The following is a 25,640-nucleotide window of genomic DNA, read 5'->3' on the forward strand; positions in this document are numbered from 1 at the left end:
AACGCCGCTCATTGAGCGGCGTTTTTTTATGCGCGTGCAGAAGCCATTTCGTTAAAAAGCTTAAGGCAATCCATCACAGAGTTTTCCAAGCACGCGGGTCTTTCTATTCCTGCCACTAATGACAGGTTGCGCAAACTGGAAGATTCAGGGGCATCAAGGGCTATTGCGCCCAGTTAGATCCCATCAAACTGGCGGCATATCAGTTGTCGTCCGCATCACTACGCTCAAGCCGGCGAAGTCCAAACTAATAGCGACGCTCGCTCACATGCCCGAAGTGTCCTGTCCATTCCTATCGAGAGAAGCAAGCTCTCCCCCGTGAGCCAGGGCTTCTGTGGGGCAGGGGCGGGGAGTGGTCGATCGACGAGGTCACTCCCCGGCCTCTAGCTCCGGCAGGGATGGGGATGCTTATGCGGCCAGCGAGACATCCATACGAGTAAGAGCATCATGGCGGCGGGGCAGAGAGTGACCGTCAACAAACCGATGTGCAAATCCGAATGCGCTGAAACAATCCCCACAAGCCATGGAATCAGACTGCATCCGGCATTACCCGCGGCGGTCAGCACAGAGAACATGGTTGCGCCACCTTGAGGGTAGGCATCTGCCGTAATGGCAAGCATCGTTGGCCATAGACAACTACCTGAGAAGCCTGCGGCGATGGCAGCGGTTAACGCTATCGCGGGGTTGGGTGCAAAACTGATCACGAAAAACAGGGCGACGGTAACGGCACAGCAGCCCAGCATCAGGGAAACGGCGGGTATCCGCTCTTGCAGCAAGGCGGCGGCAATGCGCCCGAGGGCCATGCCTACTGAAAAACCGGCAAGCGCAAAGCCACCCACTTCTTTCGAATAGCCCAGTCCTTGTTCAGCAAAGGCGGGTAGCCATTGGGACAGGCCCGTTTCCGTAGCCCCACCCAGGAAGATCGCGATCATGCAGGCAATGAAATAGGGCTGCCTGATAAGCGTGGGCATGGATTCACGTTGCACGTGTTCCTGTATCAGGGGGGGCAAGGTTAATCGCATGAATAGTAGAAAGGTTGCAAGCGGGGCAATGATCAGGCCCAAGGCAACCATGCGCCAGGAAATATCCCACTTCAACGCGATGCTTGCGATCAACACGGCACTTACCGCACCGATGCAGAAATACGAATGCAGCCAGTTCATGGCGGCACTTCGGCGTTCGGGTTGCAGGGCTGCGACAATGGGGCTGAGGATCATATCCAGTACACCCGCACCGAAACCCATGATGGCAACAGCCAATAGCAGGAAGGCATAGGAGGGGGCGAAAGCCACAAGGCCCAAACCTGACGCAGTGGTCATCAGTCCGAAGAGAATGATGAGCCTGGCGTTCCCTCTGTCTGCCAATGGCCCGGTGATCAGAATGGCGATTATGAAACTGAGGAACATGACTGCGGGAATTCGCCCCAGTTGCTCCGTTGTCAGCCCTGACGAGGGGCCGAAGGCATCACTGAACGTTGTCAGATAGACCGGCAGAAAGTTGAGTGCCATGGCCAGACACATCATGGCGGCATAACAAGCGTAAAGCGCGTAGCGATTAGTGGGCGCAGACAGCATCAGGTATAGGACTCTTGAGATTAGAAACGTGGAGCGCCGTGTGCTTTCCAACAGCATTCAGTCCATTCAATCTCTGAGAAGTGTGCTGCGAAAGACGAATCGCCTGGGCTACTGGCAAAAAAGCCGAATTGGACAAGTTCTTCTGCGTGAAACAGGTGGAACATACGCATCATGCAGAAATCTTTCCCATCAACCGAATTTTCAAGGAGGAAGTCGCTGCCTCTTCGGCTCAGACGGTAATACATGGTCTGGGTGACCCGATCGAAATCAGCCATGGACCAGTCCGAAAAGCCATTATTGGTCACGACAGAGAACAGTTGTTGGAAACCGTTTTTCTGATACTCGATGCCGCTTTTCATCCAGTTGTCTTTATCTTGATAGATGAAAAGGCCGCATTGGTCGAAGTAGGTATCTGAAGAAAAGGATACCTTGGCTTTCAATGTCCAGTAGCGTTCCTGGCTTGCAACCACGATGGCGGGTGCATTGTCATACTCCAGGCCATAATAGGTGCCTCGCCAGAAGTCAGTGTCGGGCGAAGTGTGGATAATTATTTCCCGGTCGCTGATGGACGAACGCTCGGGTACGTTAATCCAGGTCCAGTCTGAAATGTTCAGTGTCTTCATACTTTTTATTGCCCGGAAAACCAATGGTTTATTTCACTGTGCTGGTGCACACATAAATCCGCCGCGCTCAGGTTCTGCTGCCCAGAGTTGGGGTTGAGCAAGCCAATACAAAACATGGTGGCGGCCTTTGCCGCCGCGACGCCATGGGCGGAGTCTTCAATCACCACACAGGACGAGGGCGGAATACCCAGGCGCTTGGCAGCCATGAGAAAAATCTCGGGATCCGGTTTGCTATGTTTAACGTCATCGCCACAAATGACTTCATTGAAAAAAGGTTGTAGCCCGGCGTTACGCAAAATAAGCTCGACGAGCTCTCGAGGTGAAGAAGAGGCGACTGCACAGGGTATTCCGGCTTGATTCAATGCGCCGAGAAGTTCTGTCACGCCTGACATGGGAGGCAGGGGGGCTGAATTTAATACCCCCATTAACTGCCGATGATGCTCTGACATAAGACTGTGCAGAGAATCCGCAAGCCCGTATTCGGTTTTGATGGCACTCCACATATGACGCTGCGTGGTGCCTACGAAACGTGACAGTTCTGCCTCATCAAGCACTACGCCATGCCGCGCATAAGAGTCTCTTTCCTGTTTCATATAGACAGGTTCACTATCAACCAGAACGCCATCCATATCAAAAATGAATCCCTGAATAGCCAGCATCAATGTGCGCTCTGCTGTTTAGGGGCACGCTTGAAATGTAAGAAGTTATAGTTCGGGCGTGCTTCGAATTCGTGCAGTCTGAATGATTTAGTCATTTCAATATCTTGGAAACCTTCACCGTCTATTAGCGTAGTGGTGTCTGCCCCACCGATAATGATGGGTAGTTGCATGAGCATGATTTCGTCGACCAAATCGAGGTTGAACACCTGCCAATTCAACTGGCCGCCACCCTCGACCATGATGTGGTTTATTCCGCGGGCTTCCAGCATCGGGAAAAGCTGTTTGAAATCGACTCGTGCGTTGCCTGCAAAAAGCACCTCTTTACCGTGGGCGCGGATTTGCTCGACCATCTCGTGGTCACGAGCCTGTTCTGTGGTCGCGATGATCGTGTGCTCGGGGGAGCTTAGAATTTTTGCCGATGCTGGAAAGTTCAGCGATGTCGTCGGAATGATACGCACAGGGTTGCGACCGCTCCCGTACCGATTGGTCAATTGGGGATCGTCGGTGATAATCGTGTTACGACCGACCATGATCGCATCGACTTCGCCACGAAATTTGTGAATAAAACGCATGTCCTCATCGTCGAAGTGCTGAAAGAGCGGTTTGCTCGATGCTTCATTGCCGAGGGTCAGTTTGCCGTCAATGGAAATCTGACTAAATACAGTAACTTTCATAAGGAAGAGTCCACTTGGAGTGCTTGTGAGTCTTAGCGCGACAGGTACTTGGGGTTGGGTGTGAAGACGCTTTTTATCGTGGGGGCGCAAGGATCATTCAATAAACTGTCAAATACCGCTGAATACGCTTCAAGGGGATAGTGATGGGTGACCAATTTTCCAAGTTCAGGAAGTCTATGGGCAATACGCAGCGCCAGGGGGAAGTGCTGGTTGTATTCGCCCGCGGCAATGATGCTGATGGCGTTGACCAGAAAATGTTTTGCAGGGAGCGAATATTTATAATTCCCATTAAATCCGAACAGGACAATCCTACCGCCTCGGCTAACCCTGCTGGCGGCTGTCTCGAGCTGGTTACCCACGGTATCGATGACGACATCAAATTTTTCTTGGTTTTGCCCAAGGCTCTCAAGTTCCTGGGGATGAACGATGTCCAAGCCCAAGGAGTGCCCGAATTCAATTCGAAATGTATTCAAATCGGTAGCGCGGGTATGGACGCCTATGCCGCGCAAAAGTATTTGTGCGACCAGGCTCATTGGGCCTGATCCCAGAAGCAACACCCGTTCTCCCGCCTTGATGGACGCTTGCTCGATGTTGTTCAAGATACACGCTACGGGTTCAATCAAGACGGCTGTTTCCCAGCTCATGTCGTCTGGGATGCAGTGTACAAAACGCTCGTGTGTGATAAATCGCTCTGCAAATGTACCGTGCTTGTTGACCCCGGCGATGTTCAGGCCCGCATTTGAACCACCACTGCATAGATGGGTTTTGGCTGAGTTGCAGTACGCACAATTGCCGCAATATTCGTTAGGGTCTACAACCACACGCATACCTTTACGCGTGCGGGTAACATCTGCTCCTACATTGACAACGACGCCGACCGCTTCGTGACCACGAACGATTCCCACCTGTCCTTCTTCGCGCCCTGACAGTACCGCCAAATCTGTTCCGCAGATACCGGATAGAACAATTTCTATTTCTACACCGTCGGCGGGCAGCGTTTTGAATTCGTCGAGACTCACCAAGCTCAACTTTTGCGCGCTCACTAAACTGATTGCCTTCATATACCCATCAGCGCTCTATTTGATTTTTGGATGAGGCATGCCAACTAGAGAACTCGCTCCGCTGTACCTGGAGCGGTCCACGGACGAAGCCTGTTAGTCCATTTGGAAACGGCCGGCATTATGCAAGGCTGACAGAGTTGGTTTCAGTCTAAAAAGAATTACCGATAACGACATGATGATTCGTATTGTTTCAGCTCGGCAGTCCAAGCGCCGAAAATATGGGCAATGTATTATTTTTTCTAATCTGCCGGAGTGCGAATTTTATTATTTGGATACAAGTTGCAGGCGCTATGGAACTAAAGAAAGTGAGAAACCCTTTCATCCCTCAAGGCTATGCACCAGGTTTTCAATCGCTTCCAGGGCCGCCTCATCCGGAGGCTGCGGTGCAGGACTTGCGTTGCGCATCTGGTACGCGAGACGGTATTCGCTGGGGGTGCAATTGGCGTATTGCTTGAAAGCGCGGGCGAAGTAGGACGGGTCCTTGAAGCCCGCCTCATAACCGATGCTGGTGATGGGCATCTGACTGTTGTCGAGCAGTTCCTTGGCAAAGCTCATGCGTTTGTTCAGCACGTAGTCGGTGAAGCCGAGCCCATTGGCTTCCTTGAACACCCGGCTGAAGCGAAACGTCGTCATGCCACAGCGTTTGGCCAGATCGCGTTGATCGATGCTTTCGCGAAAATGCTGGTCGATGTACAGCATGATGTGATTGAGGGCCTGGTGCTTCTGGTGTCCTGCGGTCAGGCGGATGCTGTCCGGCAGGGTTGGGGAGTGATCGATCTGCGAGGTCTTTCCCCGGCCATTGGCAGTGCGGCGCAGCTCGCACAGTTGCATCACGGCCGTCAGGTAGCGTTTTCTCTCGGAGGCAGACAGGGGCAACACCATGTATTCCCAGACGCTGGAGCGCATGGCCCATACCGCCAGTTCTTCGGAGTGCTGCACAGTGAACATGGTGATGGGGATGGCGGGAGCGGTTCGCTTGATCTCCAGCAGGCGCCGCAGGCCTGGGGTGTCCGGGCGATCGAAGTGGATGCAGATCATGTCGACCTGTTCCCCGCTGGGCAGCATGGCGTTTTTTGCCAGCGTGCAGTCGCACGCGTCCTGGAACTGGGCGACGAGTTCCTGGGTGGACCGATCATGAGTCAGATCGAACCATAACAGCTTCGGCTTTTCAGTCGGGATTGAGGCCATAGGACGACTACTCACAGGTTCTTTCTGCCCTTTAGCTAGCAGTATTGTCACTGTGCTATCACTTCGCCGAATAAATTTTTATAAAAATTCGCTCCTTTAGCGCCATCCCCCATCACGGGATGCGGGTGAGCGCCCGTCTGTGCAGTGGCGTGGATGGATTTTCCGACTCCGCAGCCTTTCTCGTCCCCCGCAAAAAAATCCTAGCGATGTGCAAAATCCTCCTAACGGCTATCACCACCTGCTGACTAGGGTTGCATCAGGCAGTTCGCAATGTACTGCCTCTTGAGAAAACAACCCCGATGAGGTGTGCGAAATGACTCTTCAAGCAATCAAGGCTTCGGTACTGAAGTTCGCCAAAGATGAAGATGGCCTGACCATTGTGGAATACGCCGTGGCCGGTGGGTTGATCACCGTATTGGTGGCCGCAGCGTTTGTTCTCCTGGGCGGTGCCGTGAATACCAAGATCCGTGCACTGTGCCAGGCGGTCAACGGCAACGTTGCCTGCTGACAGCGGCAACTCGCGGGGACACGGCAACTTTCAAGGAATAACGCTTGCGACTCTTTTGCAGTGAGTACAACGAATAAATCAAATGGACTTCGCGCTGTCCCCTCCAACTTAAGTTCGTAGCAGTACTACTTACGAGTGTGAGGTCCATGCCATGACTCTCCAGACATTAAGTACTTCGATCAGCAAGTTCGCCAAAGATGAAGACGGCCTGACCATCGTTGAATACGCGGTGGCGGGTGGCTTGATCACGGTGTTGGTGGCGGCGGCATTCGTCCTTCTGGGCGGCGCCGTGGATACCAAGATCCGGGCGTTGTGCCAAGCCGCCAATGGCAACGTCGCCTGCTAACGATAACCACCCCTAGGGAGACGCATCATGTCCATGGAATTGCTGGTGTCGACGGTACTGCTGCTAGGACTGTTGGGTGTGGCGGTGGTGAGCGATCTGCTTCGCCACCGCATCCCCAACGCATTGGTCCTGTTGGGCCTTGCCCTGGGATTGGCCGGCCAGGTCTATACCGGCGGGATCGGCGGCTTGGGCGATAGCCTGTTGGGCATGCTTATCTGTTTCGGGCTGTTCCTGCCGATGTACGCCGTCGGTGGCATGGCCGCCGGTGACGTCAAGCTGATGGCCATGGTCGGCAGCTTCCTGCCTTTTCATTACGCACTGTGGGCGGCGCTGTTCAGCCTGATCGCTGGCGGTGTATGCGGTTTCCTGATCGTCCTGGCCCGCGGCCAACTGCTCCAGACCCTGGGGCGCTACTGGCTGATTGTGCGCGCCCAGTCTTATCTGGCGCCGACTTCGGATGAAGTGGCCGGCAAACCCTTTCCTTATTCGATTGCGATCCTGATCGGTACTTTGAACAGCGTTTACTGGCAACTGGTCGCCAGCGGCTGGGGAGTCTAGTCATGCACGTCATCAACGATAGCGATGCCTACCCCAGCGAACGGGAAGCGGTGCAACGCCTGGCGCCACAGCCATGCAGCATTCGCGATACCGGCCTGACCGACAGTTTCCTGGGTGAGTTGGTATGCAAGCATCTGCACGATGCTGGTGTACTGGACATGACGCGGCTGGTGGAGCGCTTGGCCCTGACCGGCGCGGTACTGGAAGAAGTCCTGGCGTTCCTGCGCAAGGACGGTCGCGTCGAAGTGCTGGGCCAGTTGGGACAAACGGGCGTGCAGACGCTGCGTTATGGCTTGACCGAACGTGGCCGCAGCTCGGCGCGCGATGCCCTGGCCCGCAGCGGCTACATCGGCGCTGCCCCATTCCCGGTGAGCACCTATCGTTCGCTGATCAAGATCCAGACCATTCACCATGGCCGCATCACCGCCAAGGACATGCACCACGCCTTGGCCGGCCTGGTGCTGAGCCAAGGCATGCTCGACCAGTTGGGCGTCGCCCTGAATTCCGGGCGGGCAATCATGATCTACGGTCCGGCGGGCACGGGCAAAACCTATGTCAGCAGCCGATTGATCCGGTTGTTCGCCGAGGCCATCTGGGTGCCCCATGCCATCGTCATCAACGAGTCGGTGATCGAGATCTACGACCCGCAGGTGCACCAGCGCCTGGATGACAACGGCCAATCGAACAACCTGATGCTCAACGAAGGCATCGACCGCCGGCTGCTGTGCTGCAAACGTCCGATCGTCATCACCGGCGGTGAACTGAGCATGGAACAGTTGGACGTGCGCTACGACCCGTTCACCCGGCAATACCAGGCGGCGTTGCAGCTCAAGGCCAGCAACGGCCTGTTCATCATCGATGACATGGGCCGCCAGCGCATGGCCCCGGCCGAATTGCTCAATCGCTGGATCGTGCCCATGGAGGAGAAGCGCGACTTCATCAACCTGGGGGGCGGCCGACATTGCGAGCTGCCGTTCGACCTGGTGCTGGTGTTTTCCACCAACCTCAATCCCCTCGAATTGGCCGACGAGGCCTTCCTGCGGCGCATTGGCTACAAAGTGCAGTTCGGCTACCTCAAGCCCGAGGAGTACGAACGCATCTGGCGCCAGGAGTGCGAACGCCTGGGCATCCCCTATGACCCGCTGCTGGTGCGCCATGTCCTGCAGCGGCTGTATGCAGGCGAAGGCATGCCGCTGGTGCCCTGCCATCCCCGTGACCTGTTGAACATGGCGCTCGACCGCCAGCGTTACCTGGGCGGTTCCGGACCCCTGTTGCCGCAAGAGGTGGAATGGGCCTGGCACAACTACTTCGTTCAGCTCGACTTCCTTTGATCTGGAGATACCGACATGAGCTCTCGTACGCTTCCGCTGATAGGCGTTTCCCTGGTAATGGGCCTTGGTGCCGCATGGATGGCCGACTCCTGGTTGAGTGCGCGACTCAACGCGACCCCCGATGATCACTTGCGAAGCGTGGTGGTCGCCACGGTGGAAATCCCCTTCGGGCAAATGGTCGAGGCTCAGCAAGTCACCACTGTGCGCATGCCCATGGACACGATTCCTGACGACGCCTTCAATTCCAGCGAACAGGCCGTGGGCAAGATCGCCACCTTCGACATCCTGCGCGGCGACATTGTGCGCGGCGCGCGCCTGAGCGAGCACTTGGGTGGCAGCACCCTGGCTTCGCTGATTGCACCGGACAAGCGGGCCATATCGGTACGCGTGGATGATGTGGTCGGCGTTGGCGGCTTCCTCTTGCCGGGCAACCGGGTCGATGTGTTGGCAACCAAGACCACCAGCGCCGGCAGCAACAGCGCGACGTCCCGGACCCTTCTGGAAAACCTGCGGGTACTGGCGGTGGACCAGACAGCGGGCACCGACAAGACCCAGCCGGTGGTGGTGCGGGCCGTGACGCTGGAAATGTCGGCCACCGAGGCGGAGGCGCTGGTCACTGCGCAAACCGAAGGCAAGCTGCAATTGGCCTTGCGCAACCCGTTGAACCTGGAGAAAAAGACCGTGGCCGTTGCGCCGCCAGCCCCGGCGCCGGTCATGGCGGTGGCTGCCGCTGCGCCGCCAAAACCTGTGGTGCAGCGCAGTGCCAAGCCCCAAGGCGGCTCGATCACGCTGATCCGTGGGATTGAAAGCAGCGTGATCAATCTTCGCTGAATAACACCTCCATACCAGGCTCTCCCGGGCCGTGGTGATGCCGATCCTCAAATGTTGTAGGTGAGGGCTCGATGATGAATGCCAATATCCGGCGCCAGGGAGGGGCGGTGAGTGTTCTGATGGTAATCGCTCTGGTGGCGATTTCCATGATGGCAGCGTTGGCCCTGGATGGCGGGCACATGCTGCTGAACAAGACGCGCCTGCAGAATGCGGTGGACGCCGCCGCCTTGGGCGGTGCCAAGACCCTGAGCCAGGTCAGCGGCGGCATCAACATGGCCAGCACCACCCGCGCGGCGGCCCTGGACACGCTCAACAGGAATGCCAACGCCGCCGGTAACACCGAGTTGGCAACGGCGATTGCTGGCAACCCCGGCGCGTTTGCCGTGGTGGAGTTGTCCAGCAGCGTCTACGGCCCGTTCTCCTACCCAGGACCTACCGATGCCAAGTACGTACGGGTGTCGGTGTCCAGCTATCAATTGAGCGGATTTTTCTGGAGCTTCGTGCAAACGATGGGCAGCGCCGGCTTGGGTAACAAGCGAGTCGCGGCGATTGCCACTGCGGGGCCCAGCCCGACCTCGCCTTGTGACCTGGCGCCGTTGATGGTCTGTGGTGATCCCACTCAATACAACCCCGCCGCCGGCAACTTCTGGGGGTATCAATTTGGCGACCTGGAAGTCTTGAAGACCGCGGCCGGGAACACATCGCCCATCGGTCCGGGCAACTTTCAATTGCTGGATTTCGGCTCAGGCGGCAGCTCAGTCCGTGAAGACCTGGCCGGCGGTGGCTCGATTTGCCGCAGTGTCGGCGACAACGTCCAGACTGCGCCAGGCAATAAAGCCGGCCCGACCTCCCAAGGCTTGAACACGCGCTTTGGTATCTACAACGGCCCGGTCAGTTCTTCGGACTACCCACCGGACCTGGTCACGGCCTCAGGCACCCCGGCGATCACCTATAACGATGCGCTCTCCCAGGCCCAATACAAAGGCCAGCCCGTCACGTCGAGCAACGGCGATCTCTCGGCGGGTGGCGAGGCGATACAGGATTACAACGACTGGCGAGCCAAGGTCGCCGCCTGCGTGGCGGGAGGCGCCAGCGGCTGCCAAAGCAACGGGGTTTTCGAGCGTCGGATGCTGAAGATCGTGATTGGCAATTGCACCGGTAAGCAGGGCGGTTCCACCTCGATTCCGGTTCTGGGGTTCGGTTGCTATTTCGTTGTGCAGCCGGTGGATGGCGGGGGCTCGGACTCCCTGGTTTTCGGCCAGTTCGTCCAGGAGTGCGAGGGCGACAACGTACCCGGTCCCACGCCGTCTACCGATTCGGGCCCACAGATCATCCAGCTCTACAAAACCTATCTCAACGGCAGCGGCACTCCGAGTACCGACTCGTAGGAGGCGTCATGGGACTTTCTCATTTCAAACCGGCGCAAGCCCAGCGAGGCGTGGCCCTGGTGGAGTTCACCCTGGTATTGCCGTTGCTGCTGTTGCTGCTGCTGGCCTTCGGCGAGTTCGGCCGCATGCTCTACCAGTACAACGTATTGCTTCAGGCCAGTCGCGATGCCGACCGCTTCGTCGCCAGCCAGGCCTGGAACGCCACCCTCGGCGGCATCACGCTGAACAACACGCTGCTGACCCAGACGAAAAACGTCGCGGTGTATGGCGTGCCCAGTGCTGCCGGCACCGCCGTGGTGTCAGGGTTGACCACGGCTAACGTGCAGGTCGCCGCCGAGGGCATCGATCACGTGCGCGTCACGATTACCTACACCTTTTGTCCGGTGATCGGTACAGGCAATTGCACCGGGTCGATTCCAGGATTTTTCGGCAATGCCATTCCGCTGGGCATCCAGTTGGTCGCGACCACCGTCATGAGGGCGTTGTGATGAACCATAAACGCATGCGCGGTACTTACATCGTGGAGTTTTCCTTCGTGGGCTTACTGGTGTTCATCCTGCTGTTCGGCGTGGTGGAAATGGGCCGGCTGTACTTTACGGTCAACGCGCTGGATGAAGCGGCGCGGCGTGGAGTGCGCCTGGCGGCGGTGTGCAATATCAGCGATCCGGTGGTGTTGCGCCGGGCCATCTTCAACGCCGCGACGGACGCCGGTACCAGCCAACTGATCACCAGCCTGGCGACCTCGAACCTGGCGCTGACCTACCTGGACGTCAATGGCGCCGTAGTGGCGAACCCCGCCGATGTATCCGGCAGCACGGGCTTTCGTGCCATCCGCTATGTCCGGCTGAGCGTGCAGAACTTCGTCTTCAACCTGTTCATTCCCGGCTTAGGCGTGCCCATTACCTTGCCCACATTCAGGGCAACCTTGCCACGCGAAAGCCTTGGGCGTCATTCCGATTCCGGGGAGATCACACCATGCTGAACACCAGGGAAACTCCGCTTTCGACCACGACTGGCAGAGCCGGGCTGCGGATACTGATCAGCAGCCGCGATGCCACGGCCCTGCGCGACCTGCAATGCGTCTGCCAACGTATGCCTGGCCTTGAGGTCAGTACACGCCTGGTCAGCAACGGGCATGTCGACCCGCTCTACGGCCTGGACCGCATGCCCGACCTGCTGCTGCTTCGCGTCAGCCACCTGTGGCGCGAAGAACTGTCGGCATTGTTGCAGCGTCCGGCCCATGAACGTCCACCGATGCTGGTGTGTGGTCCTTTGGGCGAGCAGGAGGGCATGCGTCTGGCGATGCAGGCCGGCGCTCGGGATGTACTGCCCGAACCCGTCGCCGATACGGAATTGGTCGCGGCGCTCAATCGCCTGGTGATGGAAGTCCGCCTCGGCAGCGGGAACGAAGGGAAGCTGGTCGCGGTGATCAGCGCCAAGGGCGGCTCCGGCGGAACCTTGGTAGCCTGCAACCTGGCCCAGCAGCTCAGCGCCCGGGCGGGCAATACCCTATTGCTGGACATGGACCTGCAATTTGGCAGCGTGACCCATTACCTGGACGTGGCGCAGTCCCACAGCCATCTGGAAGTGCTGCAGCAGATCGATGACATGGACAGCGTCGCGCTGCGGGGCTTTTGCAGTCACTTCAGTCCGACCCTGCACATACTCGGTGGCCGGGCTGGCGAGTTGTGCCTGCCTCAGGACGCCCAACCCGAACAGCTCGATGCCCTGTTGCAACTGGCCCGTGCCAGCTATGACTGGGTGGTGGTGGACCTGCCGCGGCAGATCGATCACCTCACCGGCTCGGTGCTGGAACAGGTGGACCGGGTGTACGTGGTGGTGCAACAGAGCGTCAGCCACCTGCGCGATGCCAGTGCCCTGGTGCGGATCCTGCGCGAAGACCTGGGCGTGCGCGGCGACCAGTTGCAGATCGTGGTCAACCGCTATGACAAATCCGCCGCCGTCAGCCTCAAGGACATCGGCGAGGCCCTGCGTTGCGCGAACGTGTCGAAATTGCCCAATGACTTCAACCTGGTCAGCCAGAGTCAGAACACTGGCGTGCCGTTGGGGCTGCATGCGCCGAAGGCGGCCATCACCACCGCCTTGCGCGATTTGACCGAAGACCTGGTCGGTCACCAGATGGCCACGGACAAGGGCCTGCTTAAACGTGCCTTCAACCGTTTTTTCGGGGGATGACCCATGATCAGCGACTTTCGTAACCGCTTGCGCAAACAGCCCGCCAAACCGGGCGCTCCAGTGGGCTCTCAGCCCGGCGACGGCCTGTCGGACCCGACAGATGGATTGATGGCCTGGGAGCAGGCCATCCCGGATGTGCTTTACGAAACCCGCAGCCAGGTCACGCCGGTGGAGGCCGAATGGCGGGAAAAGATCTACCAGCAATTGCTCAAGGTCATGGACCTGTCGTTGCTCGATGCCCTCGAACAAGTCGAGGCCGCGCGGCAGATCCGCGATATCTGCCAGCGCCTGCTCGAGGAGCATTCGGCGCCGGTGAGTACCGCCAGCCGGCAGTTGATCATCAAGCAGATCACCGACGAAGTGCTCGGCCTCGGGCCGCTGGAACCGCTGTTGGCCGACCATAGCGTGTCCGACATCCTGGTCAACGGGTTTGCCTCGGTCTATGTCGAGCGCTTCGGCAAGTTGCAACGCACCGACGTGCGTTTTCGCGACGACCAGCATCTGCTGAACATCATCGACCGCATCGTTTCCAGCCTGGGGCGACGTATCGACGAATCCTCGCCTTTGGTGGACGCCCGGCTCAAGGACGGTTCGCGGGTCAACGCGATCATTCCGCCGCTGGCCATCGACGGTCCGAGCATGTCGATCCGGCGTTTCGCCGTGGACCTGCTCAACACCGACAGCCTGATCCAGGTCGGCACCATGACCCCGGCCATTGCCTTGCTGCTCAAGGCCATTGTTCGCGGTCGCCTGAACGTGCTGATCTCCGGCGGGACCGGCAGCGGCAAGACCACCATGCTCAACGTGCTCTCCAGCTTCATTCCCCATAACGAACGCATCGTCACCATCGAGGATTCGGCCGAGTTGCAACTGCAGCAGCCCCACGTGGTACGCCTGGAGACCCGGCCGTCGAACATCGAGGGGCGCGGCGAGGTGAGCCAGCGGGAACTGGTGCGCAACAGCCTGCGCATGCGCCCGGACCGCATTGTCATCGGCGAGGTGCGCGGCGCCGAGGCGCTGGACATGCTCACGGCGATGAACACCGGCCACGACGGCTCCCTGACCACCATTCACGCCAACACCGCACGGGATGCCCTGGGGCGAATCGAGAACATGGTGTCGATGACCGGGGCGACTTTTCCGATCAAGGCCATGCGTCAACAAATTGCCTCGGCCATCGATGTGGTGATCCAACTGGAGCGTCAAGAAGACGGCAAGCGACGCGTGGTGAGCATGCAAGAGATCAACGGGATGGAAGGGGAGGTCATCACCATGACCGAAATTTTCTCCTTCGTACGCCAAGGCATCGGCGAGCACGGCGAGGTGCTCGGGGAGTATCGGCCCAGCGGCATGATCCCGGCCTTCCGCGATGTGCTGGCCAAACGTGGCATCGAGTTGCCGCTGACCTTGTTTCGCCCTGAGTGGATGGAGGGCCGGTCGTCATGAACAATATTCCCGGCGAGTTCATCCTGATTTTCCTTGGCATGGTGTTCATTGCCGTGTTCCTGCTGTCCCAGGGCGTGGTAGTGCCGGTGTTCGGCGAGGCCGGCAAAATGCGCAAGCGCATTCGCGGGCGCTTGCATGTGCTGGAGAAGGCCAACCACTTGCCCAACATGCAGACCGTGTTGCGGCAGAAATACCTGACGCGCCTGTCACCCCTGGAAGCCCGTCTGGAACAACTGCCGTTCATGGCCAACCTGACGCAGCTGATCGAGCAGGCCGGGCATGAATACCGGGCTTATCGGGTCATGCTGCTCGGTCTGATCCTGGGTGTGGCGGCCGGTGCGCTGGTGCTGATGGTCTCGCCGGTCTGGTGGATGGCACTGCTGGCGGCATTTGCGGTGACCTGGGTGCCGGTGTTGAAGATCCTGCGTGACCGCAGCAAGCGTTTCGCCGCGTTCGAAGAGGGTTTGCCGGATGCGCTGGACGCCATGTGCCGGGCCTTGCGCGCCGGCCACCCGTTCAACGAAACCCTGCGTCTGGTCGCCGAGGAGCACAAGGGGCCGGTCGCCCAGGAGTTCGGCATGACGTTTTCCGATATCAACTACGGCAACGACGTGCGCCGGGCCATGCTCGGCCTGTTGGAGCGCATGCCCAGCATGACGGTGATGATGCTGGTGACCTCGATCCTCATCCATCGCGAGACCGGCGGCAACCTGACCGAAGTGCTGGAGCGCCTGAGCCGCTTGATTCGTGGACGTTTTCGTTTCCAGCGCAAGATCAGGACGCTGTCGGCGGAAGGGCGCATGTCGGCCTGGGTACTGGTGGCGATCCCGTTCGTGCTGGCGATCGCCATCGTGCTCACCAGCCCCAGCTACATGCCGGTGCTGATCAATGACCCCATAGGGCACAAGCTGATCATCGGCGCGTTCTGCGCCATGTTGATCGGGATTTTCTGGATAAGAAAAATCATCCGGATCCAGGTTTAAGCGCTGTTGCGCCGAGAGGTTTCAATCATGGACTTTTTGCTCGGATTGTTGAGTCGGTTTACCGGTAACGAAGAACTGGCGCGCCTGTTGTTCATTGCCGCGATTGGCCTCAGTACAGTGCTGGCGGCCGTCGCACTCCTGCTATTGTTGCTGGGCTTGCAGGATCCGGTACAGCGGCGCCTGGCGCTGATCAAGCGTGGTTACGGTGGCAATACAGGGCAGGAGGCGCCCAGTAACCTGCAGCTTTTGCTGGAACGGGTCGGCCAGCGCTTTGCCTCGACCGACCAAGCCCACACGTCCGCTACCCAGACCTTGTTGACCCACGCCGGTTACCGCTCTGCCTCGGCGGTGCAGATGTACTGGGCCGTGCGCCTGATGCTGCCGCTGTTGCTGGTCGGCGTTGCGTTGTTGCTGTTGCCGATGGTCAAGGTTTCAGTGGTCGTCGGCCTGTTGGCGGTGACCCTCGTGGCAGGCATTGGCTGGTTGCTGCCGGCGATCTATGTCGGCAAACGCAAGCAGGCACGACAAGGCCGGTTGCGCGCCGCGTTCCCGGATGCATTGGACCTGATGGTGGTCTGCGTCGAGTCAGGCCTGGCCCTGCCCACGACGATTGAACGGGTGGCTGAAGAAATGTCGGTCAGTCAGGTTGAGTTGGCCGAGGAGCTGGCGCTGGTCAATGCACAGATCCGGGCTGGTATCACCAGTACCGAGGCGCTCAAGCAATTGGCCGCGCGCACCGGCCTGGAGGATATCCAGGGGCTGGTCAGTCTGCTGGCGCAAAGTATCCGTTTTGGTACCAGCGTGGCCGATACTCTGCGCATCTACGCTGATGAGTTTCGTGATCGGCGGACCCAGGCGGCGGAAGAAATGGGGGCCAAGATTGGCACCAAGCTGATCTTTCCGTTGATTTTCTGTCTGTGGCCGAGCTTTTTCCTGGTTGCCATTGGGCCGGCCATGATTGGTGTGTTCAGGGCTTTCGGGAATATGTAAGGCAGCAGGGCTCTTGTGGGAGCGAGCTTGCTCGCGATGGCGGTTTGACAGTCAATGAAGGTGTTGAATGTCGGTCCGTCATCGCGAGCAAGCTCGCTCCCACGGTTGATTTTGGGTGTTCAGGAGACTTGTGTTCACCGCAGGCCCATTGTGGGAGCGAGCTTGCTCGCGATAGCGGTGTGACAGTCAATGAAGGTGTTGAATGTGGGGCCGTCATCGCGAGCAGGCTCGCTCCCACGGTTGATCTTGGGTGTTCAGGAGACTTGTGTTCACCGCAGGCCCATTGTGGGAGCGAGCTTGCTCGCGATAGCGGTGTGACTGTCAATGGAGGTGTTGAATGTGGGGCCGTCATCGCGAGCAGGCTCGCTCCCACAGTTGATCTTGGGTGTTCAGGAGACTTGTGTTCACCGCAGGCCCATTGTGGGAGCGAGCCTGCTCGCGATAGCGGTTCGACAGTCAATGAAGGTGCTGATCGTGAGGCCGCCTTCGCAAGCAAGCCCGCTCCCACAGGTTCAGGCCTGTGCTCTACCGACCATTCAAGCCAAAAGACCGCAGCCTTCAGGAGTACCTACATCGGATCAAATGTAGACACTGCCGAAGGCCGCGATCTTTCGTTGCCTGCGTGTTTCATTTACTACTGGTGATCTCTCCCCCCGAGTCCTGGTCAAAGAATTCCGGGATCGGGTAGTTGAAGCTGTTGAGCCAGCGCTGCATGGCCAGTTCGCGTTCGGCGGCCGAGGCGGTTTGCAGGTTGGTGGAGGCTACCACGCCGCGAATCTGCAGTTGCATCCAGCTCTCTGTGCCTTGCTGTGCTGGCGAAGAGGGGCCTGGTTCGATTGCCCAGGCGGTGCTGGAAAGGCCCACCAGGCATGCGATCATCAATTGTTTGGTCATCATCTCTTGGACTCCTCGTAACGCTCTACTTGATCGCGCCGGTTGAGGCATCGACGATCTCGGTGGGGCGGTTGGCGGGTGACGTCATTGCGTTAGGGGCCGAACCCCTGATTCTTTCCGCGCGGGCTTGGGCATCTGCCACTTGCTGGGGGCTCAGCTTGGCCATGTTCGCGAGCTCGGCGGCCTGCTTCCAGTTGTCCTGGTAGATCAGCAGGGTCACCATGTTGAGCGCTGCCAGCGGGTCTGACTGCTGGAGCTCCATGGCGGTCATGAACTCGAAGCGGGCTTCTGAAATGCGTCGTTGATTGAGGTAGACAACCCCCAGGTCATTGCGGATCTTGCCTTCGGTGGGAGCCATTTTCGCTGCGCGTTCGAGGTATTGCGTAGCGGCCGCATTGTCATTTCTGGCGGCCGCCAACTGGCCAAGGCCATGTTCACCGTCAGCGGCCAGGCATGTCCCGAGCAGGCTTTTGTATAACGGTTCAGCCTCGTTGCGCCCCATCAGGCGCAGTACCCGAGCCTTGCGCAGGCGGACCTGGACCAAGTCCTCGGGCAAGCGTTCGAGGTTCGCCAGGCTGGCGTACAAACGGCCCTCGTTGGCCATGTCTTCCGCCATGTTCAGGGCCAGTTCCTGGTCGGATCCAGGCTTGGCGCAATCGGCCGTGCGTGGAGCCACCGCGCTGTTGCTGGCACAGCCGGCGAGCATCAAGGTCGCCGTTAATGCGATCACTGTTTTCATTGAATGCCCCTTGGCAACCCGTTGGATATTGGATGCCTTGCACATCAGGCGCCGGCTCATTGGGAAAGCCCGCTGCGGTTGTCAAATTCGCCATGTTCAAGGAAGTACATGCGATAGAAGTTCGGGTCGTAATTGCGCAGTTGTTCACCTGGCAATGTTGGCAGTTGCGCGTCGGCGGCCAACGGTTGAACCAGGTGTGGCGTGACGATCATCAGCAGTTCACGCTCTTCGCGGTTGATGGAGTTGTCGCGAAAGAACGCGCCGAGAATCGGTATATCTCCCAGCCCCGGAAACTTGTTCACCTGTGAGCTGTTGCGGGTGCTGATCAGGCCGCTGATGACGAAGCTTTCGCCGTCGGCCAGGGCGATGCTGGTATCGGTACGGCGCACCGTGAGTGCTGGCACTAATGTCCCGGCGATGTTCACCGCGTTGGTGAAGTCCAGTTCACTGACTTCCGGCGCCACCTTCAAGGCGATGCGATTCTTGCCGATGACGGTGGGGGTCAGGGTCAGGCGAATACCGAATTCCTTGTACTCGATGGACACATTGTCGCTGCCGGCACTGGGCACCGGAATCGGCACCTCCCCGCCGGCCAGGAAACTCGCGCTCTGCCCGCTGAGGGCCACCAGGCTGGGACGCGCCAAGGTATAGGCGAAGCCGCTGCCTTCCAGTGCATTGATCATCAACAGGGTTTTACCGGTGGCGAAAGACAGGTTGAACATGTCGTTGTTGACCGGCAATGAAGGCCGGACAATGCCGCCGATGGAGGGCAGGGTCCTCGGCGCGCCGAACTGGAAATTGCCACGGCTGCCGAAAATAGACGTCGAGGCTTCCTTGAGTTTGTTCCGGCTGACTTCAACGAAACGAATGTCAGTCTGCACCTGGGCGAGCAGCATCGGGTCTTCGGAAGGCATGCTCGCTGCGCTGGTCAGCGCCTCAGTGGCCCTGCCTTTGACAAAAACCATGCTCTGGCGGGGGATCTTCGAACAGTCCGTCCAGACCATCAGGCTGGTGGCGCCGGGCGCCAGGCCCGTGAGAATGAAGGCATCGCTGCCGCTGGGTTGTACATCGGCAATTTTCGGGTCGCCGACTGCCAGCTTCGTCACGGGGGCGAGGATGCGCAGTTCGCTCTGGAGCCCTTGGCCGACTTCGAAGGTCGCTGGCAAATTGTCCAGTTGCGAACAGTTTGCCGCGGCGGCCTGGGCCGCATCCAAGCCAAGACCCATCCAGAACAGGCCATGAATGAAATGTTTTAGAACCGGAGCAGTACGATGGGTCATGAAGTGATCCTCGATAAAGAGACCATCCCTAGGCTTAACCATTTGCCTCGGATCACTTAAGAGGCCCGGGCTGCCCCTTTCCATCTCGCCGGCCTGTTCATATGCCGGTTTCAGGCCTCGTCGCTATAAGCAAACGGGCGCATTTCTCCGGCCTGACTGAACGACAGGCAGCTTGCGAACAACTTTTCGGTTCCCGGGTCTCCGGGGTTTTCGAAGGCAACGACGGTGTCGATCAGGTCGCTTCATGAGCGTTTTGCCGAGCCTGTCATCGCTTCTGTTTCACGGTAGTTCAAGCATGGCAAAGCGCCACGCCCCGAATCAAAAAAATGACTAAAAAGTGACGGGTGGAAAAATCAGCTCACATGGCCGTCAATAATTTGTCTTTTTGTGTTGTGAAGAGCGATACGCAGGGCATATCTTTCTGGGGACAGGGGGATGCCTGCGAGCCGTTTTTTGGTCGCAGGGTCTGGCGCAGATCAGGCCACGTGGTAGTGCACTGACAGTGTTCCTTTCTTTTGCGAAAGCGAGGCAATGGTGACTGTTCCCAATTCGCGCAGGCGCTGCACGTGAGTACCGCCGCAACCGTAGGCGGCCAGCTCACCGAAACCGACTTCCCGCAGACCTTCGCGCAACGTGACCAGGCGCGGCAGGTCGTCGGCAATCCATTCGTCGACGCCTTGCTGAATGATCGAGATGTCCAGCTCTTGAGGGTTTTCCCCAGGCTGGAACTGCACACGGCTTTCGCCGGGCCAGTGATGGGCCTTGATCGGCTTCCAGCCACGGCTTTCGGCGAAATGGCCGATCAGGTGTCCGGCCGAGTGCAGGCGCGAATGCAATTGTCGCCGCTGCGCATCCACGCGGATCGCAGCCATGCCCAAGGCCACCGGGCTGTCGACGTAATGAACGATCTGTTGCCCGTCCTGGACCACGCGCAGCACCTGGCTTGCGCCGATCCATCCAGTGTCGCAGGGCTGACCGCCACCCTGGGGGTGGAACAGGGTGGCGTGCAGTACCACGGCAAATTCATGTTCCCGGGGGCTGCAATCCAGGACTTCCACGTTGGCCTCGAGGTCATCGCTATGGAAAAAGAGGCGAAGCGTCATGTGCCATATCCACATCAGAAATTGTGACGGGATTATAGGTAGGGCATAAAAGGGTGATAATCCGTTCGAATTTCAAAGGACTGTTGCGTCATGAGCACAAATCTACCGTTGCCGCTGCTGGCCGAAATGGCCATCTTCGTCAAGGTCGTGGAAACCGGCAGCTTCTCCGAAGCGGCCCGTCAGTTGGGTTCGTCACCGTCGGCCATCAGCCGCAGTATTTCCCGCCTGGAGAAAGCCCTGGCGACCCGACTGTTGCAACGCACCACCCGCAAGTTGCGTTTGAGCGATGGTGGGGAAGAGGTGTTCAAGCGCTGCCAGGAGATGGTCGCCGCCGCTCGGTCGGTGATGGAAATCAGCGGCCAGTTCACCCAGGAAGCTGAAGGGCGCATCCGCGTCAGCGTGCCCAAGGCAGTGGGGCGTTTTGTGATTCATCCGCACATGCCCGAATTCTTGCGTCGATATCCGAAGGTCGATGTGGAACTGTTGCTGGAGGATCGGCAGGTTGACCTGATCGACGATCACGTCGACCTGGCCATCCGGATTACCGATCAACCGCCGGTCGGGCTGGTGGGGCGTCAGTTGTTGACCATTGATCACCTGCTCTGCGCCACGCCGCAGTACCTGGCTGAACACGGTACGCCCACGCATCCCCATGACTTGTTGGAACACAGCTGCATTTACCTGGGGGCAACCCCGAACGACGCTCGCTGGAAATTCAAGAAAGGCACCAAGTCCGTCACCGTAGGCGTGCACGGACGCTACGCGGCCAATCACACGGGCGTGCGGTTGGGGGCTGTCTTGCAGCACATCGGCATCGGCAGCCTGCCGTATTTCACGGCCCGTCATGCCTTGGAGCAAGGCTTGATCGTGCAGGTACTGGCCGACTGGACGTTCCTGGCTTCCTACCACGGTGGCTTGTGGTTACTGCATTCGCCGACCCGCTACCTGCCACCCAAGCTGCGAGTGTTCATTGATTATCTGGTGGCGTGCCTGGAGAAGGAGCCGACCCTGGACAAGGTGGGCAGTGGGTATCGTCCCAGCAATGTCGCGGCGCACTATGAGTTGCCGGAGAGTGATGGGTTGTACTGACGGCCCGCCCAGGCGACACACTTTGGCAAGGCCAAAAAAAAAGGCCCGCCGGGTTAACCGTGCGGGCCTTTGCATGACCGGTCGCGATCAGTGCTTGCTGTCCTGGTCCGACATCGCCAGCAATTGCTTTTCCTGGTTCCAGTCGAAGGGCTCGTCGTTTTGCTCGGCTTCGAAACGACGTTCCTCCAGAGCCTGGTACAGGGCGATCTCTTCGTCGGGCATGTAGTGCAGGCAGTCACCGGCGAAGTACCAGAGCAGGTCGCGAGGCACCAGATGGGCGATCTGTGGGTAACGGACGATCACCTGGCACAGGAGGTCCTGGCCCAGGTACTGACTTTCGATCGGGTCGACGGGCAGTTGCGCGCGCAACTCGTCGAAGCGTTCCAGAAACAAGGCGTGGCTTTCTTCGGGCACCTGTTCGGCCTCACCCACGGCGACCAGGATGCTGCGCAAGTGGTCAAGCAAGACAAGGTGATCGGCAACGACATTGGACACGAGATAAGTCCTCAAGAGTAAAACGGGCGCAGGAGTATAAAGCCGTTGCGCCCGCTTTTATAGGTAGAGAGCTATAGGTGAAGAGCTATAGGTCGGGCCTCCCTGGTCGTCATCAACGAACCTTGTCCTGCGCCAGCGTCAGCTCTTCCTTATCGAAGTCATCCACGTCGATGACCTTGCGTCGCGCCGCCTCGGCCGCGCGCAAGGTCTGTGCTTCACCGGCTTGCAGCACGCCCGCTTCCAGGGCCGCGTCGATGAGCGGTTCGCCTGGCGCCGGATTGAGCTGACCCTGCTTGAGCGCTCCGTGGAGTTTCTTGTGCAGCGGATGGGCGGCGGCCAGCAGGTCGGCGGCGTGTTGCAGGGCGCCCACCGGATCGTCGCTCGATTGCGGGCGGTAGCAGCCTTGCAGCAACTCTTCGAGGGTCGGGTCACCCTTGGGCCGGCCGATGACCGCCGCCACCTCGGCGTCGAGCCTGTCGCTCGGGCCCTTGTGACGACGACCGAAGGGGAACACCACCAGGCGCAACAGGCAACCCAGCACCCGGTTGGGGAAGTTGCTCAGCAGCTCATCCAGCGCACGTTCCGACTGGCCCAGGCTTTCCTCCATGGCCCAGGTGAACAGCGGCGTCATGTGATCAGGCGAATCGAGGTCGTGATAACGCTTGAGCGCGGCGGAGGCCAGGTACAGGTTGCTCAAAACATCGCCCAGGCGGGCCGACAAGCGTTCACGGCGTTTGAGTTCACCTCCCAGCAACATCATGCTCAGGTCCGCCAGCAGGGCGAATGCCGCGGCCTGTCGGTTGAGGGCGCGGAAATAGCCCTGGCTCAAGGTGTTGCCAGGAGCCCTTTCAAAATGCCCCAGGCCCAGGTTTAGCACCAGGGTACTGGCGGCATTGCTCACGGCGAAACCAATGTGCTTGAGCAACAGGGCATCGAACTCGACCAGCGCCTGGTCTTTGTCTTCACGGGTTGCCAGGGCCATTTCCTTGAGCACGAACGGATGGCTGCGAATGGCGCCCTGGCCGAAGATCATCAGGTTGCGCGACAGGATATTCGCGCCTTCGACCGTGATGAAGATCGGCGCACCTTGCCAACTACGCCCCAGGTAATTGTTCGGGCCCATGATGATGCCCTTGCCGCCATGTACGTCCATGGCGTGGCTGATGCACTCGCGGCCGCGTTCGGTCAGGTGGTACTTGAGAATGGCCGACAGCACCGAAGGCTTTTCCCCCAGGTCCACCGCGTTGGCGGTCAGCATGCGTGCCGCGTCCATCAACCAGGCGTTGCCACCAATGCGCGCCATGGCTTCCTGGATACCTTCGAACGCCGAAAGCGGTACGTTGAATTGCTCGCGCACCTGGGCGTACTGGCCTGTCACCAGGCTGGTGAACTTCGCCGCGCCGGTGCCCACCGCCGGCAAGGAAATCGAGCGCCCGACCGACAGGCAGTTCATCAGCATCATCCAGCCTTTGCCCAGCATCGCCTGGCCACCGATGAGGAAGTCCAGGGGGATGAACACGTCCTTGCCCCAGTTCGGCCCGTTCATGAACGCGGCGCCGAGAGGCAGGTGACGGCGGCCGATATGCACGCCAGGGGTATCGGTGGGAATCAAGGCCAGGCTGATGCCCAGGTCTTCTTCATCCCCCAGCAGGTGGTCAGGATCATAAGCCTTGAAGGCCAGGCCGAGGAGGGTGGCCACCGGACCGAGGGTGATGTAGCGCTTTTCCCAGTTCAGGCGCAGGCCAAGGGTTTCCTGGCCTTGCCATTCACCTTTGCAGATGATGCCGGTGTCGGGCATCGCCCCGGCGTCGGAGCCGGCCAGCGGCCCGGTCAGGGCGAAGCAGGGAATATCGTCTCCACGGGCCAGTCGCGGCAGGTAATGGTCGCGTTGTTCATCGGTGCCGTAATGCAGCAACAGTTCCGCCGGGCCGAGGGAGTTGGGGACCATCACGGTGGAGGCCAGGTCGCCGCTGCGGGTGGCCAGTTTCATCGCCACCTGGGAGTGGGCATAGGCGGAAAAGCCTTTGCCGCCGTATTCCTTGGGAATGATCAGCGCGAAGAAACCGTGCTCCTTGATGTGGGCCCAGGCTTCAGGCGGCAGGTCCATGTCCTGGCCGATCTGCCAGTCGCTGACCATCGCGCAGAGCGCTTCGGTGGGGCCGTCGAGGAAAGCCTGCTCCTCCTCGGTCAGTTGCACCTTGGGGTAGGCCAGCAGCAAGTCCCAATCCGGACGGCCGCTGAACAGTTCGCCATCCCACCACACCGTGCCGGCATCGATGGCGTCGCGCTCGGTCTGGGACATGGGCGGCAGGGTTTTCTGGAACCAGTCGAACATCGGCGCACTGAAGTATCGACGGCGCAGGTCTGGCAGCAGCAACGGGGCGGCGACGGCGGCGAGTACCACCCAGAGGATCAGCAGCAGCCAGCCGGGCGCATGGCTGAAAATGCCCATGGCCAACAGGTAGACCGCGACGATACCTAGCGCGGGTAGCGGGTCGGTGCGCCGATGCGCCAGCCAGGCGATCCCGACGATCAGCACCAGTATCCACAACAACAGCATATGTAATCCTCCGTGAACCAAGGCAAAACCGACCTTCAGAGCTTAGACGGCATCTGCAAAACCGGCGGTCAGCGCGATGTGATTGATTTCGTGGGAAACCCCAGTTGTATTGCGCCAGTCTGGTTGGCAACAGCCGTGGGAAATCGTTCGTTAACAAGGTGAGAAAACGCCATTGTTTGGCCGGAATGCCGTTATCGCTGGGCTTGGGCTGTGGATAAACTCGAACACAGTCAGCCCCAGCCGAACACAGTACTTGTGGCGAGGGGATTTATCCCCGCTGGGCTGCGAAGCAGCCCCAAGGCAGGCCCACTCAATCTGCCTGGCACACCGAGGTGTCAGGTTTAGGGCCGCTTCGCGTCCAACGGGGATAAATCCCCTCGCCACAAAGACCGAGTTCGACCCTGAGGGGAGTGATGTTTCCCGAGAGGCTTTCCTTTTATGCAGCAATACCTGAACCCCGGCCCGTTCATCGACAGCGACCACCCCGCGGTTATCGACTTCACCGAAACCCACCGCGGTGCCGAGCGCGATCCGCAGGCCCAAGCGGTCAACCTCTATTACGCCGTGCGCGAGGCGGTACGCTACAACCCCTATACCTTCAGCCGCGACCCGGCGACCCTGCGCGGCAGTTACGCGCTGGCCGCAGGCGAAAGTTACTGCGTGCCCAAGGCCACCCTGCTGGCCGGCTGCGCCCGACATTGCGGTATCCCGGCGCGTATCGGCCTGGCGGATGTGCGCAACCACCTGTCCACCCCACGCCTGCTGGAATTGCTCAGGAGCGACGTGTTCGCCATGCATGGTTATACCGAGCTGTACCTGAACGACCGCTGGGTCAAGGCGACGCCGGCTTTCAACCAGGGGTTGTGCGAGTTGTTCGACGTGGCTCCCCTGGAATTCGACGGTCGTCACGACAGCGTTTTCCACCCGTTCAATCGACAAGGGGCGAAGTTGATGGAATACGTCACCGACCACGGTCAGTTCACCGATGTGCCCGAGGCGTTTTTCTTCGAACACTTGGAGAAATGCTACCCGCATCTGTTTGGCGAGCAGGTGCCGCTCCTGCTCGGTGACATGCAGGGCGATTTGAGTCACGCCTGATCCGGCGTATGCTGCGGCAGCATTTATCC

General features: G+C 59.3%; 26 protein-coding genes and 1 pseudogene. 15 read left to right on the forward strand and 12 right to left on the reverse strand.

Going from position 1 to position 25,640, the window contains the following annotated elements:
• Positions 1 to 45: 45 nt before the first annotated feature.
• Positions 46 to 277, forward strand: a pseudogene (locus AC30D9_RS22270) (Lrp/AsnC family transcriptional regulator); the annotation flags it as partial.
• A 103-nt stretch (positions 278 to 380) separates the two neighbouring features.
• Here the strand turns inward: AC30D9_RS22270 and AC30D9_RS22275 are convergent.
• The 6 genes from AC30D9_RS22275 to AC30D9_RS22300 all read right to left on the reverse strand — a co-directional run bounded on the left by AC30D9_RS22275 (position 381) and on the right by AC30D9_RS22300 (position 5,776).
• On the reverse strand, positions 381 to 1,628 hold the full coding sequence (locus tag AC30D9_RS22275; RefSeq protein WP_490144850.1) for an MFS transporter: 1,248 nt from the start codon (positions 1,626 to 1,628) through the stop codon (positions 381 to 383).
• On the reverse strand, positions 1,592 to 2,194 hold the full coding sequence (locus AC30D9_RS22280; protein ID WP_134925287.1) for a DUF1349 domain-containing protein: 603 nt from the start codon (positions 2,192 to 2,194) through the stop codon (positions 1,592 to 1,594). The genes AC30D9_RS22275 and AC30D9_RS22280 overlap by 37 nt, the downstream gene beginning before the upstream one ends.
• Before the next feature lie 5 nt (positions 2,195 to 2,199).
• Complete coding sequence (locus AC30D9_RS22285; RefSeq protein WP_490144851.1) at positions 2,200 to 2,853, reverse strand: HAD family hydrolase; 654 nt, start codon at positions 2,851 to 2,853, stop codon at positions 2,200 to 2,202.
• The gene (locus AC30D9_RS22290) at positions 2,853 to 3,527 is read right to left on the reverse strand and encodes a dihydrofolate reductase family protein (RefSeq protein ID WP_490144852.1); all 675 of its coding nucleotides are present in this window, start codon (positions 3,525 to 3,527) and stop codon (positions 2,853 to 2,855) included. The genes AC30D9_RS22285 and AC30D9_RS22290 overlap by 1 nt, the downstream gene beginning before the upstream one ends.
• Before the next feature lie 32 nt (positions 3,528 to 3,559).
• A complete protein-coding gene (locus AC30D9_RS22295; RefSeq protein WP_490144853.1) occupies positions 3,560 to 4,588 on the reverse strand; it encodes an alcohol dehydrogenase catalytic domain-containing protein in 1,029 nt (342 codons plus the stop codon).
• 318 nt (positions 4,589 to 4,906) lie between these two features.
• Positions 4,907 to 5,776 carry a response regulator transcription factor gene (locus AC30D9_RS22300; RefSeq protein WP_307574232.1) on the reverse strand — a complete coding sequence of 290 codons (870 nt, stop codon included), beginning with the start codon at positions 5,774 to 5,776 and terminating at the stop codon, positions 4,907 to 4,909.
• 313 nt (positions 5,777 to 6,089) lie between these two features.
• Here AC30D9_RS22300 and AC30D9_RS22305 point away from each other — a divergent pair, with 313 nt between their 5' ends.
• The 12 genes from AC30D9_RS22305 to AC30D9_RS22360 all read left to right on the forward strand — a co-directional run bounded on the left by AC30D9_RS22305 (position 6,090) and on the right by AC30D9_RS22360 (position 16,353).
• On the forward strand, positions 6,090 to 6,284 hold the full coding sequence (locus tag AC30D9_RS22305; RefSeq protein WP_134925282.1) for a Flp family type IVb pilin: 195 nt from the start codon (positions 6,090 to 6,092) through the stop codon (positions 6,282 to 6,284).
• A 151-nt stretch (positions 6,285 to 6,435) separates the two neighbouring features.
• The gene (locus AC30D9_RS22310; protein ID WP_134925281.1) at positions 6,436 to 6,630 is read left to right on the forward strand and encodes a Flp family type IVb pilin; all 195 of its coding nucleotides are present in this window, start codon (positions 6,436 to 6,438) and stop codon (positions 6,628 to 6,630) included.
• Between the two features lie 27 nt (positions 6,631 to 6,657).
• Entirely contained in the window at positions 6,658 to 7,188 is a 531-nt protein-coding gene (locus AC30D9_RS22315) for an A24 family peptidase (protein WP_134925280.1), read from the forward strand.
• A 2-nt stretch (positions 7,189 to 7,190) separates the two neighbouring features.
• Entirely contained in the window at positions 7,191 to 8,519 is a 1,329-nt protein-coding gene (locus AC30D9_RS22320) for a DUF8689 domain-containing protein (RefSeq protein WP_490144854.1), read from the forward strand.
• Positions 8,520 to 8,534: 15 nt separating this feature from the next.
• Complete coding sequence (cpaB, locus tag AC30D9_RS22325) at positions 8,535 to 9,350, forward strand: Flp pilus assembly protein CpaB (RefSeq protein WP_490144855.1); 816 nt, start codon at positions 8,535 to 8,537, stop codon at positions 9,348 to 9,350.
• 71 nt (positions 9,351 to 9,421) lie between these two features.
• Entirely contained in the window at positions 9,422 to 10,738 is a 1,317-nt protein-coding gene (locus AC30D9_RS22330) for a TadE/TadG family type IV pilus assembly protein (protein WP_490144856.1), read from the forward strand.
• An 8-nt stretch (positions 10,739 to 10,746) separates the two neighbouring features.
• Entirely contained in the window at positions 10,747 to 11,226 is a 480-nt protein-coding gene (locus AC30D9_RS22335; protein ID WP_134925277.1) for a TadE/TadG family type IV pilus assembly protein, read from the forward strand.
• On the forward strand, positions 11,226 to 11,720 hold the full coding sequence (locus AC30D9_RS22340; RefSeq protein WP_307573974.1) for a TadE/TadG family type IV pilus assembly protein: 495 nt from the start codon (positions 11,226 to 11,228) through the stop codon (positions 11,718 to 11,720). The genes AC30D9_RS22335 and AC30D9_RS22340 overlap by 1 nt, the downstream gene beginning before the upstream one ends.
• Positions 11,714 to 12,934 (forward strand): AAA family ATPase, encoded by a 1,221-nt coding sequence (locus AC30D9_RS22345; RefSeq protein ID WP_307573973.1) that lies wholly within the window; start codon positions 11,714 to 11,716, stop codon positions 12,932 to 12,934. The genes AC30D9_RS22340 and AC30D9_RS22345 overlap by 7 nt, the downstream gene beginning before the upstream one ends.
• Positions 12,935 to 12,937: 3 nt before the next feature.
• Positions 12,938 to 14,380 carry a TadA family conjugal transfer-associated ATPase gene (locus AC30D9_RS22350; protein WP_134925274.1) on the forward strand — a complete coding sequence of 481 codons (1,443 nt, stop codon included), beginning with the start codon at positions 12,938 to 12,940 and terminating at the stop codon, positions 14,378 to 14,380.
• Positions 14,377 to 15,363 (forward strand): type II secretion system F family protein, encoded by a 987-nt coding sequence (locus tag AC30D9_RS22355; protein WP_109754412.1) that lies wholly within the window; start codon positions 14,377 to 14,379, stop codon positions 15,361 to 15,363. The genes AC30D9_RS22350 and AC30D9_RS22355 overlap by 4 nt, the downstream gene beginning before the upstream one ends.
• A 27-nt stretch (positions 15,364 to 15,390) precedes the next feature.
• Positions 15,391 to 16,353 carry a type II secretion system F family protein gene (locus tag AC30D9_RS22360; RefSeq protein WP_490144857.1) on the forward strand — a complete coding sequence of 321 codons (963 nt, stop codon included), beginning with the start codon at positions 15,391 to 15,393 and terminating at the stop codon, positions 16,351 to 16,353.
• Between the two features lie 627 nt (positions 16,354 to 16,980).
• Here AC30D9_RS22360 and AC30D9_RS22365 read toward each other — a convergent pair.
• The 4 genes from AC30D9_RS22365 to AC30D9_RS22380 all read right to left on the reverse strand — a co-directional run bounded on the left by AC30D9_RS22365 (position 16,981) and on the right by AC30D9_RS22380 (position 20,369).
• Positions 16,981 to 17,250: a DUF3613 domain-containing protein gene (locus tag AC30D9_RS22365; RefSeq protein ID WP_109754409.1), complete on the reverse strand. Its 270-nt coding sequence runs from the start codon at positions 17,248 to 17,250 to the stop codon at positions 16,981 to 16,983.
• A 22-nt stretch (positions 17,251 to 17,272) separates the two neighbouring features.
• Positions 17,273 to 17,986, reverse strand: coding sequence for a tetratricopeptide repeat protein (locus AC30D9_RS22370; RefSeq protein ID WP_109754530.1), 714 nt, complete (start codon positions 17,984 to 17,986; stop codon positions 17,273 to 17,275).
• A 56-nt stretch (positions 17,987 to 18,042) separates the two neighbouring features.
• Positions 18,043 to 19,266 (reverse strand): type II and III secretion system protein family protein, encoded by a 1,224-nt coding sequence (locus tag AC30D9_RS22375; RefSeq protein ID WP_249015411.1) that lies wholly within the window; start codon positions 19,264 to 19,266, stop codon positions 18,043 to 18,045.
• Between the two features lie 476 nt (positions 19,267 to 19,742).
• Positions 19,743 to 20,369, reverse strand: a complete 627-nt coding sequence (locus AC30D9_RS22380) for an alanyl-tRNA editing protein (RefSeq protein WP_490144858.1) — start codon at positions 20,367 to 20,369, stop codon at positions 19,743 to 19,745.
• A gap of 90 nt (positions 20,370 to 20,459) precedes the next feature.
• Between AC30D9_RS22380 and AC30D9_RS22385 the strand changes: the two genes are divergently transcribed.
• Positions 20,460 to 21,458 carry a LysR family transcriptional regulator gene (locus tag AC30D9_RS22385; protein WP_490144859.1) on the forward strand — a complete coding sequence of 333 codons (999 nt, stop codon included), beginning with the start codon at positions 20,460 to 20,462 and terminating at the stop codon, positions 21,456 to 21,458.
• An 87-nt stretch (positions 21,459 to 21,545) separates the two neighbouring features.
• Here the strand turns inward: AC30D9_RS22385 and AC30D9_RS22390 are convergent, their stop codons facing one another.
• Positions 21,546 to 21,953, reverse strand: a complete 408-nt coding sequence (locus AC30D9_RS22390; RefSeq protein ID WP_003204309.1) for a PA2817 family protein — start codon at positions 21,951 to 21,953, stop codon at positions 21,546 to 21,548.
• 112 nt (positions 21,954 to 22,065) lie between these two features.
• Positions 22,066 to 24,513, reverse strand: a complete 2,448-nt coding sequence (locus AC30D9_RS22395; protein ID WP_490144860.1) for an acyl-CoA dehydrogenase — start codon at positions 24,511 to 24,513, stop codon at positions 22,066 to 22,068.
• A 438-nt stretch (positions 24,514 to 24,951) separates the two neighbouring features.
• Between AC30D9_RS22395 and AC30D9_RS22400 the strand changes: the two genes are divergently transcribed.
• Positions 24,952 to 25,611 (forward strand): transglutaminase-like domain-containing protein, encoded by a 660-nt coding sequence (locus AC30D9_RS22400; protein WP_307573966.1) that lies wholly within the window; start codon positions 24,952 to 24,954, stop codon positions 25,609 to 25,611.
• The last annotated feature ends 29 nt before the right edge of the window (positions 25,612 to 25,640 follow it).

It is taken from the genome of Pseudomonas sp. DF11, from assembly GCF_058148565.1.

Bases quoted from the DNA above. Each gene is read 5' to 3' on its own strand.
- AC30D9_RS22275 (WP_490144850.1), bottom strand. From the start codon at position 1,628: ATGCTGTTGGAAAGCACACGGCGCTCCACGTTTCTAATCTCAAGAGTC.
- AC30D9_RS22280 (WP_134925287.1), bottom strand. From the start codon at position 2,194: ATGAAGACACTGAACATTTCAGACTGGACCTGGATTAACGTACCCGAG.
- AC30D9_RS22285 (WP_490144851.1), bottom strand. From the start codon at position 2,853: ATGCTGGCTATTCAGGGATTCATTTTTGATATGGATGGCGTTCTGGTT.
- AC30D9_RS22290 (WP_490144852.1), bottom strand. From the start codon at position 3,527: ATGAAAGTTACTGTATTTAGTCAGATTTCCATTGACGGCAAACTGACC.
- AC30D9_RS22295 (WP_490144853.1), bottom strand. From the start codon at position 4,588: ATGAAGGCAATCAGTTTAGTGAGCGCGCAAAAGTTGAGCTTGGTGAGT.
- AC30D9_RS22300 (WP_307574232.1), bottom strand. From the start codon at position 5,776: ATGGCCTCAATCCCGACTGAAAAGCCGAAGCTGTTATGGTTCGATCTG.
- AC30D9_RS22305 (WP_134925282.1), top strand. From the start codon at position 6,090: ATGACTCTTCAAGCAATCAAGGCTTCGGTACTGAAGTTCGCCAAAGAT.
- AC30D9_RS22310 (WP_134925281.1), top strand. From the start codon at position 6,436: ATGACTCTCCAGACATTAAGTACTTCGATCAGCAAGTTCGCCAAAGAT.
- AC30D9_RS22315 (WP_134925280.1), top strand. From the start codon at position 6,658: ATGTCCATGGAATTGCTGGTGTCGACGGTACTGCTGCTAGGACTGTTG.
- AC30D9_RS22320 (WP_490144854.1), top strand. From the start codon at position 7,191: ATGCACGTCATCAACGATAGCGATGCCTACCCCAGCGAACGGGAAGCG.
- cpaB (WP_490144855.1), top strand. From the start codon at position 8,535: ATGAGCTCTCGTACGCTTCCGCTGATAGGCGTTTCCCTGGTAATGGGC.
- AC30D9_RS22330 (WP_490144856.1), top strand. From the start codon at position 9,422: ATGATGAATGCCAATATCCGGCGCCAGGGAGGGGCGGTGAGTGTTCTG.
- AC30D9_RS22335 (WP_134925277.1), top strand. From the start codon at position 10,747: ATGGGACTTTCTCATTTCAAACCGGCGCAAGCCCAGCGAGGCGTGGCC.
- AC30D9_RS22340 (WP_307573974.1), top strand. From the start codon at position 11,226: ATGAACCATAAACGCATGCGCGGTACTTACATCGTGGAGTTTTCCTTC.
- AC30D9_RS22345 (WP_307573973.1), top strand. From the start codon at position 11,714: ATGCTGAACACCAGGGAAACTCCGCTTTCGACCACGACTGGCAGAGCC.
- AC30D9_RS22350 (WP_134925274.1), top strand. From the start codon at position 12,938: ATGATCAGCGACTTTCGTAACCGCTTGCGCAAACAGCCCGCCAAACCG.
- AC30D9_RS22355 (WP_109754412.1), top strand. From the start codon at position 14,377: ATGAACAATATTCCCGGCGAGTTCATCCTGATTTTCCTTGGCATGGTG.
- AC30D9_RS22360 (WP_490144857.1), top strand. From the start codon at position 15,391: ATGGACTTTTTGCTCGGATTGTTGAGTCGGTTTACCGGTAACGAAGAA.
- AC30D9_RS22365 (WP_109754409.1), bottom strand. From the start codon at position 17,250: ATGATGACCAAACAATTGATGATCGCATGCCTGGTGGGCCTTTCCAGC.
- AC30D9_RS22370 (WP_109754530.1), bottom strand. From the start codon at position 17,986: ATGAAAACAGTGATCGCATTAACGGCGACCTTGATGCTCGCCGGCTGT.
- AC30D9_RS22375 (WP_249015411.1), bottom strand. From the start codon at position 19,266: ATGACCCATCGTACTGCTCCGGTTCTAAAACATTTCATTCATGGCCTG.
- AC30D9_RS22380 (WP_490144858.1), bottom strand. From the start codon at position 20,369: ATGACGCTTCGCCTCTTTTTCCATAGCGATGACCTCGAGGCCAACGTG.
- AC30D9_RS22385 (WP_490144859.1), top strand. From the start codon at position 20,460: ATGAGCACAAATCTACCGTTGCCGCTGCTGGCCGAAATGGCCATCTTC.
- AC30D9_RS22395 (WP_490144860.1), bottom strand. From the start codon at position 24,513: ATGCTGTTGTTGTGGATACTGGTGCTGATCGTCGGGATCGCCTGGCTG.
- AC30D9_RS22400 (WP_307573966.1), top strand. From the start codon at position 24,952: ATGCAGCAATACCTGAACCCCGGCCCGTTCATCGACAGCGACCACCCC.